Annotated in this window: 14 protein-coding genes; 7 read left to right on the top strand and 7 right to left on the bottom strand. The window is 63.6% G+C overall.

The features are described 5' to 3' along the window. The first annotated feature begins 8 nt into the window (after window positions 1-8). The 6 genes from YUU_RS0100780 to YUU_RS0100755 all read left to right on the top strand — a co-directional run bounded on the left by YUU_RS0100780 (window position 9) and on the right by YUU_RS0100755 (window position 7334). Complete coding sequence (locus tag YUU_RS0100780; RefSeq protein ID WP_198031672.1) at window positions 9-2234, top strand: NHLP family bacteriocin export ABC transporter peptidase/permease/ATPase subunit; 2226 nt, start codon at window positions 9-11, stop codon at window positions 2232-2234. Further along, window positions 2231-5137 carry an NHLP bacteriocin export ABC transporter permease/ATPase subunit gene (locus YUU_RS0100775; protein ID WP_051389561.1) on the top strand — a complete coding sequence of 969 codons (2907 nt, stop codon included), beginning with the start codon at window positions 2231-2233 and terminating at the stop codon, window positions 5135-5137. The genes YUU_RS0100780 and YUU_RS0100775 overlap by 4 nt, the downstream gene beginning before the upstream one ends. Window positions 5138-5149: 12 nt before the next feature. After that, window positions 5150-5713, top strand: coding sequence for a cyclic nucleotide-binding domain-containing protein (locus YUU_RS0100770; protein ID WP_027520625.1), 564 nt, complete (start codon window positions 5150-5152; stop codon window positions 5711-5713). Window positions 5714-5858: 145 nt separating this feature from the next. Next, window positions 5859-6062: a hypothetical protein gene (locus tag YUU_RS0100765; protein WP_027520624.1), complete on the top strand. Its 204-nt coding sequence runs from the start codon at window positions 5859-5861 to the stop codon at window positions 6060-6062. 550 nt (window positions 6063-6612) lie between these two features. Next, window positions 6613-6912: a hypothetical protein gene (locus YUU_RS58275; RefSeq protein ID WP_156944025.1), complete on the top strand. Its 300-nt coding sequence runs from the start codon at window positions 6613-6615 to the stop codon at window positions 6910-6912. Between the two features lie 224 nt (window positions 6913-7136). Next, window positions 7137-7334, top strand: coding sequence for a hypothetical protein (locus YUU_RS0100755; protein ID WP_027520622.1), 198 nt, complete (start codon window positions 7137-7139; stop codon window positions 7332-7334). Between the two features lie 894 nt (window positions 7335-8228). Here the strand turns inward: YUU_RS0100755 and YUU_RS0100750 are convergent. Genes YUU_RS0100750 through YUU_RS0100720 form a run of 7 tightly spaced genes read right to left on the bottom strand, consistent with a single transcriptional unit; the run spans window position 8229 to window position 17355 of the window. After that, the gene (locus YUU_RS0100750) at window positions 8229-9608 is read right to left on the bottom strand and encodes an L-serine ammonia-lyase (protein ID WP_027520621.1); all 1380 of its coding nucleotides are present in this window, start codon (window positions 9606-9608) and stop codon (window positions 8229-8231) included. A 58-nt stretch (window positions 9609-9666) separates the two neighbouring features. Beyond that, window positions 9667-11271 (bottom strand): gamma-glutamyltransferase, encoded by a 1605-nt coding sequence (ggt, locus tag YUU_RS0100745; protein WP_027520620.1) that lies wholly within the window; start codon window positions 11269-11271, stop codon window positions 9667-9669. Window positions 11272-11318: 47 nt separating this feature from the next. Beyond that, window positions 11319-12347 (bottom strand): CapA family protein, encoded by a 1029-nt coding sequence (locus YUU_RS54900; RefSeq protein WP_051389560.1) that lies wholly within the window; start codon window positions 12345-12347, stop codon window positions 11319-11321. Further along, window positions 12347-13897, bottom strand: coding sequence for an ABC transporter substrate-binding protein (locus YUU_RS0100735; protein WP_027520619.1), 1551 nt, complete (start codon window positions 13895-13897; stop codon window positions 12347-12349). The genes YUU_RS54900 and YUU_RS0100735 overlap by 1 nt, the downstream gene beginning before the upstream one ends. Window positions 13898-13916: 19 nt before the next feature. Further along, a complete protein-coding gene (locus YUU_RS49785) occupies window positions 13917-15599 on the bottom strand; it encodes an ABC transporter ATP-binding protein (protein ID WP_035660702.1) in 1683 nt (560 codons plus the stop codon). Continuing rightward, window positions 15596-16414: an ABC transporter permease gene (locus YUU_RS0100725; RefSeq protein WP_027520618.1), complete on the bottom strand. Its 819-nt coding sequence runs from the start codon at window positions 16412-16414 to the stop codon at window positions 15596-15598. The genes YUU_RS49785 and YUU_RS0100725 overlap by 4 nt, the downstream gene beginning before the upstream one ends. After that, complete coding sequence (locus YUU_RS0100720) at window positions 16411-17355, bottom strand: ABC transporter permease (protein ID WP_027520617.1); 945 nt, start codon at window positions 17353-17355, stop codon at window positions 16411-16413. The genes YUU_RS0100725 and YUU_RS0100720 overlap by 4 nt, the downstream gene beginning before the upstream one ends. A 111-nt stretch (window positions 17356-17466) precedes the next feature. On the opposite strand from YUU_RS0100720, the gene YUU_RS49780 reads away from it, so the two are divergent. Beyond that, entirely contained in the window at window positions 17467-18366 is a 900-nt protein-coding gene (locus YUU_RS49780) for a LysR family transcriptional regulator (RefSeq protein WP_051389559.1), read from the top strand. Window positions 18367-18411 lie beyond the last annotated feature (45 nt).

Raw genomic sequence — 18411 nt, 5'->3', positions numbered from 1 at the left:
GGCAGTGCATGATCCCATCGCGCCAAACCGACGCCCGGCCGCCGCTCCTCGATCGTCTCGGCAACTGGATCGGGCGTCTCCCGTTGCCGGGGCGGCGGCGCTGGGTCACGCCCACGGTGTTCCAGATGGAAGCACTGGAATGCGGCGCCGCCTCGCTCGCGATGGTCCTCGCCTATCACGGTCAGTGGGTGCCGCTGGAAAAGCTGCGCGAGGCATGCGGCGTGTCCCGGGACGGCAGCAAGGCCAGCAACGTGCTGAAGGCTGCGCGGCAGTTCGGACTGACGGCGAAAGGGTTCAGGAAGGAGCCGGCGACGCTCCATGAGCTTCCGATGCCATCGATCGTTCATTGGAACTTCAACCACTTCGTGGTCCTGGAGCGGCTGGACGCGAACTACGCCTATATCAACGATCCCTCGACCGGGCGCCGCAAGGTCGGTCACGACGAGTTTGACTCCTCCTTCACCGGTGTCGTGCTGGCGATGGAGCCGGGACCCGACTTCAAGCCGGGCGGGCGCGAGCCCGATTTCTTTCCGCTGCTGCTGCGGCGACTGTCGAATTCGGCTGCGGCGGCGCTGTTGCTGGTTGCGCTCAGCATGGCGCTCGTAGTGCCCACCATCCTGGTTCCGGCATTTGCAAAGATCTTCATCGATGACGTCCTGATCAAGCATGTCGAGGGCTGGTTCACGCCTTTGCTGATCGGAATGGCGATCACAGCCCTGGCGCGCGCGCTGATCACGGCGTTTCAACAGTCGCTGCTTCTGCGCATCCAGACCAAGCTGACGGTGACGATGGTCAGCCAGCTATTATGGCACGTCCTGACCCTTCCGATGGAGTTCTTCACCCAGCGGCACTCGGGCGACCTCGCCAACCGCATCGCCGCCAGCGAACAGATCGCCCAGCTGCTTTCGAACGGGGTGGCTGCCAATGCACTGAACCTGATCTCGGTCATCTTCATCGCCGTTACGATGGCGTGCTACGATGCTTTGCTGGCCGCGATCAGCATCGCCATGGCTCTCCTCAATGTCATCGTCCTCAGGCTGGTCGCGCGCCAGCGCGAGGACCTCAACCGCAAACTGTCAATCGAGCGTGCCAAGCTGAATGGAAGCACCATCGAAATCATCCGCACGATCGAAACCATCAAGGCCGGTGGTCTGGAGGACGACGCCTTTGCGCGCTGGGCAGGGTTTCAGGCCAAAGTCCTGAACGCCGAGCGTGATCTCGGCGTCTACTCCACCTTCCTCGACACCTGCCCGATCTTTCTGACCGGATTGACGACCGCGATGGTGCTTGGGTTGGGCGGCTTACGGATCGTCGATGGTGCATTGACGATCGGCGGCCTCGTCGCTTTGCAGGCGCTGCTCACCAGCCTGGTCGAGCCGATCAACGCGCTCGTGCAGCAGACCACAGCCTTCCTGGCCATCAAGGGCAACCTGTTCCGGATCGAGGACGTCTTCAACTATCCCGCCCGTCCCCTGGTGGGAATCGAACGCGCGCCGGCAATGCTACCGGCGAAACTGTCGGGCCGGGTCGAATTGAAGGACATCTCGTTCGGCTATTCGGCGCTCGAGCCGCCGCTGATCGAGGATTTTTCGCTGATCGTCGAACCGGGCCGCCGCGTGGCCCTGGTCGGATCGTCTGGCAGTGGCAAATCCACCGTTGGACGGCTCGTCGCCGGACTCTACCGCCCGTGGTCCGGCGACATCCGCATCGACGGCTGGTCGATGGTCGAGATCCCCCAGGAAATCTTCACCAACTCGGTCGCCTATATTGATCAGGAAATCCTTCTGTTCGAAGGCACGGCGCGCGACAACCTTACGCTCTGGGACGACACCGTGCTGGAAGCCAGCGTGTCGCGGGCGCTCAAGGACGCGCTGATCCACGGGGAGATTGCCGTCCGCGCCGGCAACTACGATTGCCATGTGGCCGAGGACGGCAGGAATTTCAGCGGCGGCCAGCGGCAGCGGCTCGAGATCGCGCGGGCGCTGGCGGGCAATCCTTCCGTCGTCGTCCTCGACGAGGCAACCTCGGCGCTGGACCCGATCGTCGAGAAGGCGATCGACGATAATCTCCGGCGCCGGGGCTGCACCTGCATCATTGTTGCGCACCGGCTCAGCACGATTCGCGATTGCGACGAGATCCTCGTGATGAGCAGCGGGCGGGTCGTGCAGCGGGGAACGCATCAGGAGCTGCTGGCCGAAGGTGGCGAATATGTCGAGCTGGTGTCGAGCGAATGAGCAGCGCCTACCAGCCTCCGCCGCTTGAAATCGCGCCCCGCCGTCCCGGCACGGCGTCCGCTCCGGTCGCGCTCGAGAGCCACCGGCCGTTGCCGATCAATGATGTCGATCTCGTTCTGCACGTCGTGAGCGGCTATGTGGACCTGTTCGCTGTGAGGGAGAGCGGGAACGGCGCGCCGAGCCGGCGGCACCATCTGTTCCGGGTCGAGCAGGGCGCCGTCATTTTCGGCCTGCCAACCATCGGCGATGGAAACGGGACTTCGCTGAGCGTCATTGCGGTCGGCGGCCTCGAGACCGAAGTCATGATCGTCCATCGCGGCCGTTTTGCCGATCGTGACGCGATCGACGCATGGACCGCGCTTGTGTCGGAGATCATCGCAACGTCTCCTCGAGGAGCGGTGGTGCAGCAGGCTGCGATCGGCTCGCGATACGCGCTGGCATCCGGCGATATTCTCCGGCTGTCCGGCCAGCGAACCGGCTGGATCGCGATCGAGCATGGCACCGTCTTCATGATGGAGATGCCGCAGCTGCATGGCGCCGGCGAGCGTCCCTTGCCGATGCCGGCGGGCTCGTGGATCGTCGCCCGCGAGGAGACGACGCTGGAGGTTTTGGAGAGCGCGGCATTCCCGCTTGCCGAGGTCTGGGCTGCGCTCGATCGCTTCCACCTGCGCGTCATGGAGAGCCTGCGTCGCAGGATCGACGAGGAACACGTTGCGGAAGCCGACCGTCTGCGCCTGCGCTCGAACCTGAACCGGCTACGCACAACCAGCATTGTCAGCCGTCTTGCCGGCATCATCACGGCCGGATCCGGCGTATCGCAAGCCAGCGCGGTTGGCGCCAGCCATCTGCTTTCCGCCTGTCGGGAGGTCGCCGACGCCATGGGCATTTCGCTCCAGGCTCCGGCCAGCATGATGTCCGGCAACGACGATTTCGTGGACGCCGTGATGATCGCACGGGCCTCGCGGGTGCGGATGCGGCGCCTGCTGCTACGAACGGATTGGTGGACCAACGGCGCCGGTCCATTCGTCGCGTTTCTCGGTGAAGACCGGCGGGCCGTCGCGATCCTTCCGGTGGCAGGCGGGCGCCACATCATCGTCGATCCCGGCGCCGGCACGCACCGCGAACTGACGCCGTCAACAGCCGCTGAACTCGCGCCCGAGGCGGTAATGTTCTATCGGCCACTGCCGTCGCGCGCCCTGACGGTCCGCGATCTCCTGCGATTCGGCGCCGCGACGGTTCGCGCCGATGTCCTGCGGATCATGCTGGCGGCCTTGTGCCTCGGCCTTCTCGCGCTGGCGACGCCCCTGGTCACCAAGCTGCTGATCGATTCCGTCATCCCGCGCGCCGAGGCGGACCAGCTCCTGATCTGCGCCATCGCGCTCATTGTCGTCACCCTGGTGGCCGGCGGTTTTCAGATGATGCAGGGCATCGCCATGCTGCGGCTCGAGAGCCGGTTGGACTGGGTCTTGCAGGCCGCGGTCGTCGACCGTCTGCTGCGGATGCCGGCGGCTTTTTTCCGCAACTTTTCCGTCGGCGACCTCGCGGATCGCACGCTTGGCATCGAGGCCGTCCGCACGGTCATCACCGGCCGGGCGATCCGCGGTTGCCTGGCCCTGGTGTCGTGCTTCTTCAGTTTTGCCGTGATGCTGTACCTCGATGTCAGGCTCGGCATGCTCGCGGCTGCGCTCGCGGGCGTGCGGGTCGCCGTGGTGGTGGCGATCAATCTGGCGCGACTGTCCAACGAACGGGAGAGCCTGCATCAGCAGGGACGGCTGGAGGGGCTGGTTCTGCAGTTTCTCACCGGCGTCGGAAAACTGCGGATTGCGAACGCGACCATGCACGCGCTTGCGATCTGGGTCGAACACTTCGGCGAGCAGAAGCGCAATTTCATCGCATCGCAGCGTGCGGCAAACCTCCAGAAGAGTTTTGATGCGGCGTTTCCTGCCGTGGCGACGCTGCTCATCTTTGCCCTCGCCGAGAACGTGTCCAGCCTCAGGCTGCAGCATGATCTCGGCACGTTCCTGGCATTTTACGCGGCGTTCGGGCTGGCGCTTGCCGCGATCGGCGAATGGGCGCTGGCGATCGGAGAGCTGCTAATCGCAATCCCCAGGATCGAGCGGCTGAGGCCGATCATCGCGAGCGCGACCGAAATCAGCGACGAGCAGAAATCGGTTGGTGAGATCGGCGGCTCGATCGAGTTTGCCAACGTGTCGTTCAGCTACGGCGAGGGCGGGCCACTGATTCTCGATGATGTCAGCTTCAGCGTGCGCAAGGGAGAATACCTTGCCATTGTCGGCCCCTCCGGAAGCGGCAAGTCGACGCTGTTCCGTCTGCTGCTCGGCTTCGAGAAGCCGGAATCCGGCGTGATTTTCGTGGACGGTAAATCGCTCGACACCATCGATCTCGGACTGTTGCGCCGCGAGGTCGGCGTCGTGCTGCAGAACTCCAGGCTCGCCTCCGGCAGCGTCTACGAGAACATCTGCGGCGGCGCCGAGCTGTCGCTTGATCAGGCCTGGGAGATCGCGCGCTTGGCAGGACTGGACCGCGACCTCGAGGCCATGCCCATGGGCATGCAGACACTCATTGCCGAGGGCGTCAGCACGCTCTCGGGCGGCCAGCGCCAGCGATTGCTGATCGCGCGGGCGCTGGCGCATCAGCCGCGGCTCCTGCTGATGGATGAGGCCACCAGCGCGCTCGACAACCGGTCCCAGGCTATTGTCAGCGATTCAATATCCAGGCTCAACCTGACCCGCATCGTCATCGCGCACCGGCTCAGCACCGTTCAGTCGGCAGACCGAATTCTCGTCCTGGCCGGCGGCAGGATCGTGCAGAGTGGCACCTTTGCCGAACTGATGGCGCAGCCGGGCCTGTTTGCCGATTTCGCGGAACGTCAACTGATCTAGGGGGTCACCGATATGCGCAAGGTCCTCTTCATATTCGGCGTGCTGAACGATTCCGACATCGACTGGATGGCCCGAGCCGGCTCCCGCCGCACCATCCCGGGGCAGGACGTCCTGATCGCCGAAGGCGTGCCGATCGATTCGGTCGTTCTGCTGCTGCAGGGACGAATGGGCGTGAGCGTATCGGGCATCGGCGAGATCGCCCAGATCGCGGCGGGCGACTTCATCGGCGAGATGTCGCTGGTCGATTCAGGGCCGCCCTCGGCCACGGTGGCCGCGAAGGTCGATTCGGTTGCCCTGTTCCTGGACAAACAGGTCCTGCTGCGCAAGCTCGCAGCCGATCACGCCTTTGCCAGCCGCTTTTATCGCGCGCTCGCCATCCTGCTGTCGGACCGCCTGCGCGCCACCGAGCGCCGGATGGCCTATGGCGAGCAGGACAGCGCTCTCGGCGACGAGTCCACGCGTTTGAAGGATGAGCTTGATCCTGCCGTGCTCGATCAGGTGTCGATGGCCGGCGAAAGGTTCGACCGGCTGCTCAAGCTTGTCGAGCAGGTCGCGATGAAGGGCGCCAAATCCTGAGGTCGAAGGCAGGGCTTTCGACACGTCCCCGTGACCGACGACGAAATACGACATCTGCCGTATCGCTCGCAAATCGATCCAGCGGTAGCTTTCGGTTTCAATGTAGGGTTTAGCCGATCAACATTGACCAAGGTGGAGATTGAATATGACAGGCGGGCAGGATACGAATTCGACGGCGCAAGCCGAGCCTGGCGAGAGCCTGAAGGACGGCGCTCAGAACCAGGCGTCCCAGATCTCGGCGACCTCTGATGCGCTCAGCGACAGCTCGCTGGACGAAGTGTCGGGCGGCTCTTGGCCGTACAATACCACTGTGCGTGCCGGCATCGGCTCCGCAGGTGGCGGGGGCTAGGTGCAGGGAGCCCTGTCACCCCCCGGGGGAAACAAGGGCGGGGAGAAAGCGCTCTCCCGCGATTTTGATGCGCTCAGCGACAGCTCGCTGGGCCATCTGTCAGGCGGCTCTTGGCCGTACGGTACCGCTACGTATGCCAGCATCGGCAGTTCAGGCCCGGGGGCTAACCGAAAAGCGCTCGCCGGGATCTGTGCCGCGGTCAGCCCGTACGCCAAGACGTTCTTCCGAAAATCATCGGAAACCATGCCAAGCTCCATTCCCTCCACGCTGGTCTATTCCAGCAGATCATCTTAGCCGTCGCGATCTTACACACCGCTTATTGCTCCCAAAGCAACGCGCCGTCTGTCTTGGCAATCACCGACCAGGGTCTCTGCAGCCGCCTTTACACGGTCTGATGACGGAATTCGGATGTCGCGTATTGGCCCCAAAGCGCACGTCCGATGGCATTTGCTGCGGCGTCAGCTTGTGTGAATCGTAGCGGGCTTTCTGCAATTCGATAGTATGTGCGCCACGTGTTGCCGTTTTCTGAAGGACGCGACGAGCGCAGCAGGTGGATCAGTTGGAACCTGGGATCATCATACGGCCGTTTGCCGAAGAGGACGCAGACCAAGTCCGTCGTCTATTTGTCAGGGTCAATCGACTTCTTGCGCCTCCACACAGGGCGGAAGCGTTTGAGCAGTACATCGCAGTGTCTCTGGATGAAGAGATTGGTCAAATCAGCCGCTACTACAGCCGGCGGCAAGGTGGGTTCTGGAAGGATAACGGTGACAGTGTACAAAACTCAGGTGGGCTGAGCAGAGGACTGTCGGTAATGAATCTCGGCGCGTATAATTTCTCTTTGCATCCCTGAGGTCGAAGGCAGAGCCTTTCGAAGAGGGGCCTTTCGACACGTCCCCGTGAACGACGACGGAAATACGGCATCTGCCGTATCGCGGGCAAATGGATCCAGCGATAACTTCACCCCCCGAGGCGCCTGAACCACAGGGCGGCGCCGGGAAACCGGTTCTCAAGCCCTTGAATATTCGGGAAATGACCTCATCGGACCGCTGCAAATTTTGAATTGGAGATTGAAGGATGACCAATAGGCAGGACACGAATTCCACGGCGAACGCGGCACATCAAGAGACTATCAAACCCGGCGATCCCGCCCCGGCGAAGACGCCCGTCGCGGCCCTGAATGAGGCGCTGCCGGATGATCAACTCGACGCGGTCTCGGGCGGCGCTTACCCGCTTGTCATTACCACGTACGCCAACACCGGCATCGGCGGTTAGTCTCCATCTGATCCTGGAAATACGAAGCTCAGTGCCGGCCTCAGGCGGCCGGCATTCCCGTTGATGTCGTTCTCGTATGCGCAAGCAGCCGGATCTACGATCGAGCGACCGACACGGTATTCGGACCATGGAGCGGTAGTCTGCGGACTGCTGGATGAGCATTGAAGTGAGGCATTGCTGGTGTGGTGCCTCTGATCTTGCGCCAGTCCGCCTTCGCCTTGCGAGCTTCGGCGTGACAGCCTTCACTCGCTTCGCCCGGAGTTCGTGGCACTGGCTTGCCAAGCCGAAGCTTGCGAACAGTTGTTCTCCCAAATACCGACAAAAATACCGACAACACGCACGGCTGGAGCGAATTTTTACGCGTGTTTTCAATGTGCGTTGAGAATTTTCCCGAAAATCTGGAATCGAACCATCATTGTAAGCTATTGTTATTATTGATGTTTTCGTCTTGGTGCCCCTGGCCGATAATCAACTAGTCGCATAACAGATTGAAGTTGCGATACTTTTAGTCGTCGATTGCCTCAGATACCGACAGGAATACCGACAAGATGATGGACGGGAGGCGTTCGCAAAAAATAATTTGCGAGCGCTCTGCAGCACGCACAGTCTTGCGGTTCTTGCTTTCATAACCGCCGGCCGGAGTCGAACCCGGTTCAGACTCGAAATCTTTAGGGAGGCGGGCGAGCGCTTACTCAGCAGCTTTCAGTTTTCTTCAAGAAGAGTGATCAAAGATTGTGAGTTTGACTCCCACTCTCTCCGCCATTTGCACGATTTTGTGCGCCAGTCTGCGATTTTCCACGATGGCGCTTTCTCGGTGGAAAGTGGCGCCGGCCGTAGAAACTTTGCGCGGCGGATTTATGCCTCTGTCCGCGAGGTGTTTGCGCACACTCAATCTCAGCACTCCGGCAGGTTGACCGCCAATCCGCCAAGGCTCGTTTCCTTGAACTTCGCATTCATGGCTTCGCCTGTCTGGCGCATTGCCTCGATGCAGTTGTCCAGCGGCATGAAATGCGATCCGTCGCCGCGGAGGGCGAGCGAGGCCGCCGCGACTGCCTTGATGGCGCCGATGCCGTTGCGCTCGATGCATGGGACTTGGACCAGGCCCGCTGCCGGATCGCAAGTCATGCCGAGGTGGTGCTCGAGGGCGATCTCCGCGGCATTCTCAACCTGTTCGGGCGATCCGCCCAGCACGGCACAGAACCCGGCCGCAGCCATCGCGGCCGCTGACCCGACTTCGCCTTGACAACCTGCCTCGGCTCCGGAGATCGAGGCGTTGTGCTTGATCAACCCGCCGATCCCCGCCGCCGTGAGCAGGTAATCGGCAATCTTGTCGGGCTCTGCCCCGATGCAGTGATCCAGATAGTATCTCAGCACGGCGGGCACGACGCCGGCGGCCCCGTTGGTCGGCGAGGTCACCACCCTGCCGCCGGCCGCGTTTTCCTCGTTCACGGCCATCGCATAGACACTCAGCCAGTCTGCTGCCGCGTGGGGTTGAGAGCGATTGGCCCGCCGCTCAGCCATCAATTGCTGATGAATCCGCGCGGCCCTGCGACGCACGTGGAGCCCCCCGGGCAACTCGCCTTCCTGGCTCAGCCCCCGTTCGATGCATCCGTTCATGACCGACCAGAGACGGGCGAGGCCGCGTTCGACGTCTTCAGGTGTGCGGAGGTGGATCTCATTCGCGCGCTTCATGTCCGCGATGGACAATCCGCTTTCGCGCGCCATGCGCAGCATCGCGCTCGCGTTCGCAAATGGATAGGGCCACGGTACCGCGTCAGCGGCAGCCGGAGGTGTTTCGCGCTCCCGCGCCGTCACCACGAAACCGCCGCCGATGGAATAATAGGTCTCGTTCAACATTACGGCCCCGGTGGAATCGCGGGCGGACAGAACGAGCCCGTTGGCATGGCCGGGCAACGGCGGTCCGTAGTCGAAGACGATGTCGAGGGCTGGGTCGAACCTGAGCGGTGGCAGCCCATTGGGGCGCAGCAAACGACTGCGGCGGAGCTCCTCGAGCTGGCGTTCGGCCGCGTCGAAATCGAACTCGGCGGGCGTCCAGCCGAGCAGGCCTAGCGCCACGGCGCGATCCGTGGCGTGGCCTTTCCCCGTGAATGCGAGCGACCCATGCAAGGTCGCTCCGACGGCGGCCGCTTGGCGACCGGACGGATGCTGCCGCAAGAGATTCAGGAAGTGCCCCGCGGCCGTCATGGGTCCCATCGTATGCGATGACGACGGGCCGATGCCGATCTTGAAGACGTCGAATACGCTCAGAAACATCACACGCCTCTGGTCGAACCTGTTTCCTGTGCGACAGGCCGTGCGTCAGTCGCCAACCTCAGACGGCGATTGCCATTCCATCGCGCTGCGGATCGGCTCCTCCCGTACAGGTACCGTCGACGATCCCGATCGCATGGAGCGCGGCGAAAGGGAACGTCTGGGCCGAACGTCTGACGTCATAGCCGGCGGCGGTGAGCTCGTCACTAACATTGCGACGAATGCGGTTCGAGATGTCGATCGCGTTTGAAACGCCCATGATCCGTGGCGCCGCCACGGCTTCGAAGGTCGACATGCCGAAATCGAGCATGTTCATGATGCCTTGCGCCACGGCCGGCGCGACATAGCTGCCGCCCGGCGCGCCGATCACGATCCGCGGTACTTCGCCATCGAAGACGATGGTCGGCGCGGCGGACGAAGCGCGGCGCTTGCCGGGTGCGATCGATGCCGCCCGCCCGGGGCGTGGATCGAAGCGGCTCATCGTCCCGTTGTAGATGAATCCGAGGCCGTCGGAGATGGCGCCGGAAGGGCTGCCCAGCGTGTGGGTCAACGCGACGGCGTTGCCTTCGCGGTCGATCACCGAGACGTGCGTCGTCTCACGCTGCGAGCGGTCAAGCCTTTCGACCACCGCACGCTCGCCACGCTTGATTGCGTCGGCCTGCTCGGCCGCGTGCTCTTTCGAGATCAGCCGCTCGACGGGCACGTCGACATAGGCTGGGTCGCCCATGAAGCGATCCTTGTCTATGGTCATGCGCTTCATGGCTTCGGCGAGCAAGGCGATGTGCTCGGCACTGCCGTGGCGCAGCGCGCCGATGTCGAAATTCTCGAGGATGTGCAGAATCTGCAACATGGACATACCGCTCGCCGGCGGCGGGCTCGTCGAGATTCGGCGGCCCCGGTACGAGCCCCAGATCGGGCTGGCGACGGATAGTTTGTATTCCGCGAAGTCACGTTCGGTGAGAAGCCCTCCCTGCGAGGCGAAGTCCGCTGCCATGCGACTGGCGAGCGCGCCATGGTAGAAGTCGTCCGGACCGCGTCTGGCGAGGTGCTCGAGCGTCGCGGCGAGGTCGGGGTTGGACAATGTGTCGCCGGGCCGCTTGGGGCTACCGTCGGGTCGAAAAAATACCTCTCGTCCGGTCCGGCTGTAGCGCAGCTTGTCGCCGGTGTTCACCTCGCCGCCGCCGCTTTGGTCCTGGGTCCAGAACCAATGCATGTGAGGCCTTACGAGCACGCCGCTTCGAGCCTGGCGGATTGCGGGCGCCATCACGTCCTGCCAGTCCATCGTGCCGAACTGCGAGAGCGCGTGAGAGTAACCCTTGACGCTCCCCGGCGTGCAGACGGCGAGGTGGCCGAACTCATTGATTCCGCCCTTGAGCAAAAAGGCAAAGCCGTCCCGCGTTTGCCCTTGCAGATGTTTCAGCCACATGTCGGGCGTGGCAGAGAGCGGAGCCCTGGCGTAGAACTCGACGATCTCGTGAACGCCGCGGCGCGGCATGTAGACCTGCATCGAGCCGAAGCCGCCGATGCCGCACATCAGCGGATCGACGACGCCCTGCATGAAAGCGCAGGCGATGGCGGCGTCGATGGCGTTGCCGCCGCGCTCCAGCACTTCGGCACCGGCCTCTGCCGCTTCAGGCTGCGGCGCGACGATCATCGCGTTCTTCATTGTAACCATGATGCAGCGTCCTCTTTCCCCGTCGCCAGGGCCATGAGCTAGAGTTGCAGAACCAGCCTGTCGCCGTCGACCGTCAAGGCGGCGCCGCTGGCGGCGGAGGAGGCGATCAAGGCGTCGCGCTCTCCGGACTCGTCGTGAACCGAACGGACGATCGTCCGACCTGCTTCGTCGCGGCGGACGAACGAGATCTGAAGGCGCCGGATCGACCGTTCGACGATCTCCGCGTGCACGACCATGCCGACCCAGTCTGGATGCGGTTTGTTGCCGTGCTCGTACAGGAACGCGAAGTTGCCGCCGCCGTAGATGACGGGCCGCCCGGCATGAAGCTCCAGCGGCATGATCATGTGCGGCCCGTGGCCAAGAACAATGTCGGCCCCGGCGTCGATCGCGGCATGCGCGAACTGGCGCTGATATTGCAGGACCTCGCGCCGGTATCCCCAGTGGAACGAGGCGATGACAATATCGGCGCGCGTCCTTAGTTCCGCGACTGCACGCGAAACCTCTGCCAATGAATCGGGATCGGCCCAGGTTACGACCTCCGGCGGCACGCCCGGGCGCGTGCGGGCAGCCTGCTGTTCGTATCGCGGACGATAGGCGGTGTGCGCCTTGACCACGGCCACGCCCGGTTGCCCAACCTGGACCTCGTGACCATCTGGCCAATACACGGCCGTGCGCTGCAAGAAGCCAAAGCGCAGCCCGTTCCGTTCGACGACAAGTGTCCGGTAGGCGGCCGCCGGCTCCAGCCCGGCGCCGACCTGCGCGATCCCGGCGGAGGCGAGCGCGGTCAGCGAGGAGGCGATAGCCTCCGCGCCGATGTTGACGTTGTTCGCTGCGCCGACGACCTGCAAGCCGCCGTCCCTCAGCAGCGCAGCCGATCGCGTCGGAACGTAGAAGCCGCGTTTCTCTGCGGCGTTTTCGGCGCCATCGAAAAGGCAGCACTCCAGATTCGCGAAGACCATGTCGGCCTTCGCGAGCCGGGGGCCGAGGACGTCGAAGATCCGGGCCGGATCGGCAATGCCTTTGAGATTGATGTCGCCAAGCAGATAGAGGGAATGTGTCACCGGCATCAGTCCTTCCGGACCTCCCAGAGCAGCGGCGCGCCGAACACGTTGGAGACGAAACCCTTGACGTTCTTGCGGCTCGCGCCCGCGGTGACCGTGCTGAACAAGGGGATCAGTGGGACCTGGTCGATCATGGCCGCGTGCAGCCGGTCGAATAGCTTCTGACGCTCCTCGTTTCGGGCTTCGCCGGTGACCTCTGCGAGTGCATCGAGCGCCATCTTGTCTTCCCAGACCTTGCGCGGTTGCGAGTCCTTTGGACCGACCGCACCCTCGTAGTTGAGCGCGGGGTCCATCCGGCTCGAATAGCTGAACGACATGATCTGATACTTGCCCGATTGCCAGCGATCCGTCTGCACACCCCATTCGAGCACTTCGACTTCGGCCTTGATACCGACAGCTTCCAGCATCGCTTGCAGGATGATGGCCGCATCGAAATTCGCCTGGTTGCGCTTGTTGGTCGTGATCTTGAGTGTCTGCCCCTTGTAGCCGGCTTCCTGCAGCAGCTTTTTCGCAAGCGCCGGATCATGGCGGAAGCCGTTCTGGTGCACGTTAGTGTGAAAGAGCGAGGCGACCGGGACAAGAGAGCTGTTGGACGTGGCAAGATCGTAGGTCACGCTGCCGACGAGCTCATCGTAATCGATCGCCGCCGCGATCGCCTGGCGCAATTTGACGTTCGACAGCAGCTTGTCGCGTGTCTGCAACAGGAAGGTCGTCGCAGCCAGGCCCGGCTGGGCGGAGATGGTGATATTCGGGTTCGGCTTGAGCTCATCCGCCTCCGAATACGGAAGTCGCGGCAGGATGTCGATGTCGCCGCGGATGAACGCCGCCTTCGCGGTTGCCGGATCGCTGATGACGACGAAGCGCACTTCATCAACCAGCGGCCGCTTGCTGCCGACATAGCCGTCCGGCTCGCTGTCGGGATTCGAATAGTCGTCGAAGCGGGCCAGGCTGACGAACTCCCTGCGGCGCCACTCGGCCAGCTTGAACGGCCCGGTGCCGATCGGCTTGTCCCAGCTGCCGTCCGGCTTCACCGACGAACGATGCGTGATCGCCGTCATGCCGCAGTCGCTGCGCGCGATGTTGGCAAGGAACAGGGGGGATGGCTCGTTGATCCGGATCGTGACGGTCAACGGGTCGACCGCCGTCACGCTCTCGACTTTCAGACCGACATCACCGTTGAAGTCGGTCAGGCAGCGCCAGCCTGTCTTGGGGTTCAGATAACGGTTCCAGCTCCACACGACGTCGTCTGCCGTGAGTGTCGCGCCATTGTGGAATTTCACGTCGGCGCGGAGCTTGAAGGTGTAGGTCAACCCGTCCGGGGACACCGCGATATTCTCGGCCAGAAGCGGCTTCGGCACTCCCCGCGCATCGTAGCCGACCAGGCCCTCGACCATGTGCAACACGACGCCATCGGTGTTGCCGTCCCGGTTGACGCCGGGGTCCGTGCTGCGGATGTCTGCGTCCAGATACACCCTAAGCGTCGTCGCGGTTGCTTGCCCGGCCGCAAAGCCGAAACCCGTCACGGCGGTGGCGAGGACTAATAGTGTCTTGCGCATGTTCCTCCCTCGCCTCTTGCTATGTCGACGCTGAAGCCGCCGCACCGGCGAGAGCCTTCTCCGCCTGGCTCAGCCGCCAGAACAATTTGACGCCTCCGTCGCCGGTGGATTCGAGGCCTGGGACGGCGGCGAGGAGCTTTTGGGTATAGGCGTGCTGGGGGGCGTCGAAGATGGCGTCGCGGGGGCCCTCCTCGACGATGCGGCCGTCCTGCATGACGATCACGCGGTCGGCGACCTGCTCGACTACACAGAGATCATGGCTGATGAACAGGCAGGAGAAACCGTGCTTCTTCTGCAGCTCATCGAAGAGCTCGAGTACCTGCGCGCGCACGGTGACGTCGAGCGCCGAGACCGGCTCGTCGGCGATGACGAAGCTCGGCCGGCGCACGACGGCCCGCGCGATCGCGATGCGCTGGCGCTGTCCGCCCGAGAGTTCGTGCGGATAGCGCTCGGCGAAGCCGTCCGCGAGCCCGACCTCGGCCAGGACTTCGGTGACGCGCGTCTTTCGCTCCGCCTGGCTCATGGCGGCGACCTGCCGCAACGGCTCGCCGACCAGCTGGCCGATGGTCATGCGCGGGTCGAGCGAGGAATAGGGATCCTGGAACACCATCTGGCAGTTGAGCCGATAGTCTCGGTAGGCCGCCTCGCTCTTCGCGATCGGCTTGCCGTTGAAGCGAATCTCGCCGCCGGCCGGCTTGATGAGCCCCGCGATCGACTGGCCGAGCGTGGTCTTGCCCGAGCCCGAGCCGCCGACCACCGCGACGACTTCGCCGGGTTGAATGTCGAGGCTGATGCCGTGGAGCGCGCGCTTGGCCGCCTCCTTGCGAAAGAAGCCTTGCCTGCCGGGATACTCGACGACGAGGTCGCGCAACGAAACGATCGGCGTGTTCGCCTGCGGGAGCGGCCGCGCCGGCAGTCGGTGCGGCATCGCCGAGAGCAGCTTGCGTGTATAGTCATGTTGCGGCCGGGCGAGGATGTCCTCGCTCTTTCCCTGCTCGATTACGTCGCCCCGGCACATCACGACGATGCGGCTGCAATAGCGTGCGACCATGCCGAGATCGTGCGAGATCAGCAGCACGGCGGTGTTGTTGGCCTTGGTCAGGTCGACCATCAGCTCCATCACGTCGCGCTGGACGACGGCGTCGAGCGCCGTTGTCGGCTCGTCGGCGAGCAGCAGCGCCGGCTTCAGCAGCATCACCGAGGCCAGCATGATGCGCTGGCGCATGCCGCCGGAGAACTGGTGCGGATAGGCAGTGAGCGCCCCTTCCGGATCGCGCAGGCCGATGCGCCTGAGCATCTCCAGGATCAGCGCGCGGCGCGCCGGCGCGGCGAGCTTGCGGTGCAGCGCCAGGCCCTCGTCGAGCTGGCGGCCGATCAGCGTGGAGGGGTTGAGCGAGGTCATCGGTTCCTGGAAGACCATGCCGACGCGGGAGCCGCGCATGGCGCGCAGGTCCTTGCCGCTCATTGCCATCACGTCCTGCCCGTCGAAGCGGATCGTGCCGGAAGCAAGCACAACGGCAGGCGGGACGAAGCCCATCACGGCGCGGGCGGCGAGCGTCTTGCCGGAGCCGGATTCGCCGACGATGCCGACGATTTCGCCGGGGAAAACCTGGAAGGAGACGTCGTTGACGACGGTGCGGCCGGTCGTGCCGACCTTGAGCGTCAAGCCGGCGACGTCGAGGAGTGGGGCGGTCATGGTCATCGCGCGCCCCTCATCCGCGGGTCGAGCTTGTCGCGCGCGGCGTCGCCGAGCAGGTTGATACCGAGCAGGGTCAGCGAGATGGCGAGACCCGGAAATACGCCGAGCCAGACGGCCTGGCCGATATAGGGCCGTGAGCCTGCGAGCATGTTGCCCCAGGTCGGGGCTGGCGGCGGCACGCCGAGACCGAGGAAGGAGAGCGCGCTCTCTGCCAGCAGCACATAGCCGAACATCGAGGTTGCGAGCACGGTCAGCGGCGCGATGCAGTTCGGCAGGATATGGCGGGCCATCGTGAAGGCCTCGGAGTTGCCCATGACGCGCGAGGCGGCAATGAACTCGCGCTCGCGCAGCGACAGCACAGCGCCGCGCACGATGCGGGCGACCGACGGCGTATAGGCGATGCCGAGTGCGACGATGATGCCGTATTTGTTGGCACCGACCACGGCGAGCAGGCCGAGTGCCAGCAGGATGCCCGGGAAGGCGAGCAGCGCGTCGTTGAAGGCCATGATCACCCGATCGACCCAGCCGCGCATGTAGCCCGACAACAAGCCGATCAGCGTGCCGAGTACGACGGCGAACGAGACGGTGACGAGGCTGACCCAGACCGAGGTCGTCGCGCCCGCCATCAGGCGGGAGAGGACGTCGCGGCCGAATTCGTCGGTGCCGAGCCAGTGGACGGAGCTCGGCGCCGCGAGTTTCGCGCGGAAGGAGAGCTTGAGCGGGTCGTAGGGCGTCCACAGGGCGCCGGTGCCAGCTGCTGCAAGCACGATGCCGATCAGCGTGCCGCCGACGATCGCATTGGGGGCGGGACGTTTCATGCGGCCGTCACCCTGGGATCGAACAGTGGATAGCAGAGGTCGATGACGAGATTCACCAGCACATAGGTGCAGGCGACGAACAGCAAGCAGCCCTGGATCACCGGATAGTCACGGGCAAAAATCGAATCGACCAGCAACCGGCCGAGACCAGGGATGGTGAAAACCGTTTCCACCACCGCGATGCCCCCGAGCAGATTGCCGAGGACGAGGCCGATCAGGGTCCAGGTCGGGCCGAAGGCGTTCTTGAAGGCGTGGCGCCAGAGCACCGCCATTTCCGAAAGGCCCTTGGCGCGGGCATGGGTGATGTAGTCGAGCCGGAGCACCTCCAGCGTCGAGGCGCGCGCCATGCGCAGAATCACACCGATCTCATGCAGGAACAGCGTCATGATCGGCATCAGGAGATAGAGCAGGCCGGCCTCGACGTTCTCCGAGATCGAGACATAGCCGACGACCGGCAACCATTCGAGCTTCAGGCCGAAGAACAGCAGGAACAGCAGGCCGAGCCAGAAGGTCGGGATCGAGAGCAGCAGCGTCGCCAGCGTGACCAGCGAGAGGTCGAGCGAGGAATTTTGCTTCCAGGCGGCGATCACGCCGGCCGGCACCGCGACCAGACTCGCCAGCAGCACCGCGACGAGCACGACCTGCGCGCTGATCGAGAAGCGCTGCAGGATGAGCGGCAGGACCGCTTGCTGCGACGCGATCGACTGGCCGAAATCACCGCTCAGGACTTTACCGAACCAGATGCCGAATTGTACCGGCAGGCTCTGATCGAGGCCGAGCCGGCCCCTGAGGTCGGCAAGGCTCGCCGGCGTCGCGAGGTCGCCCAGCATCAGCTGGGCCGGGTCGCCGGGGATCAGCCGGATCAGGACGAAGACCGAAACCGCCACGATCAGCAGCGTCGGCAATGCCATTCCTATCCGCGTCAGCGCAAATCGAAGCATGCCATTTATCCGGTTAGCCCCACCCTGGGGGCCAATCCGGCCATTGCTAATGCTTGCGCCTTCGAAAGAAAAACTAGAAGTTATTGTCAGATAGACAATTCAAATTTGTCGATGACAATTATGGCGACCATCCGGGCTCTGAAGACATTCCTATGCGTAGCGCAGTCCGGCAGCTTTGCTGCCGCAGCGGAGAAGGTGGGTCTCACGCCGGCCGGTGTCAGCCAACAGATGCGCCTCCTTGAGGATTCACTTGGCCATCAATTGTTTGATCGAATTGGCAAAAAGCTCTCGCTCAATGAGCGCGGCCTGAGATTCCTTCCGCGGGCTCGCCGGCTGATGGATCAGTTCGACGAGCTCATGACCAGTCCAGACGACGCGGACGATCCGGTCGGTACGATCAACGCCGAGGCGATTGCGTCTTGCATGAGCCTGCTGGTGAAGGCCACTTTCCACGCGCGTGAGCGATTTCGTCGCCTCACGATAAGACCTGCGGTTGGCTATTCTACCGATCTCAGCGCCCGCGTAGAGGCTGGACAGTCTGATGCAGCCGTCGCGGTCAGGAGTCAGCGCCCGATAGCGGCAGGAACGCTCTGGACGACGCTCTACTTCGAGCCGTTCGTTTTCATCGCGAACCGGCAATCGACGGAGGGCTTCGACAGGGAACGCCTGATGCACGAGCGCCTGTTCCTTCGCCCTACGCTCACCACACATACCGGAGCATTGATCGACAGGTTTTTGAAGGACAAGAGGATCAGCTTCGGTGAGAGTCTCGAAATGCAGTTGTCGCGGACGTTGGTCGAGTTGGTCGAGCAGGACGCCGGGGTGACGATCGTGCCGCTCGCCCGTTTCTCGTCCTGGGAGGAGAACCCAAGGCTCAGGATCGAGCATCTCGGCTTTCCCGACGGCAGGCGGGAAATCGGTTTCATGGAGAGCGAGCGAAAGCGGCAGCTGACAAGCCACTTGCGCCAACTGCTGATTGAACTAAGCCGCGAGCAATTTTTGTCCGCATGACGAAATCGACATGCCGCGTTGAACGGCGCCAGAGGACTGGACGTC

Source organism: Bradyrhizobium sp. Ec3.3 (assembly GCF_000472925.1).
Classification (GTDB): domain Bacteria; phylum Pseudomonadota; class Alphaproteobacteria; order Rhizobiales; family Xanthobacteraceae; genus Bradyrhizobium.
This window is presented reverse-complemented; position numbering and strand designations above follow the sequence as displayed.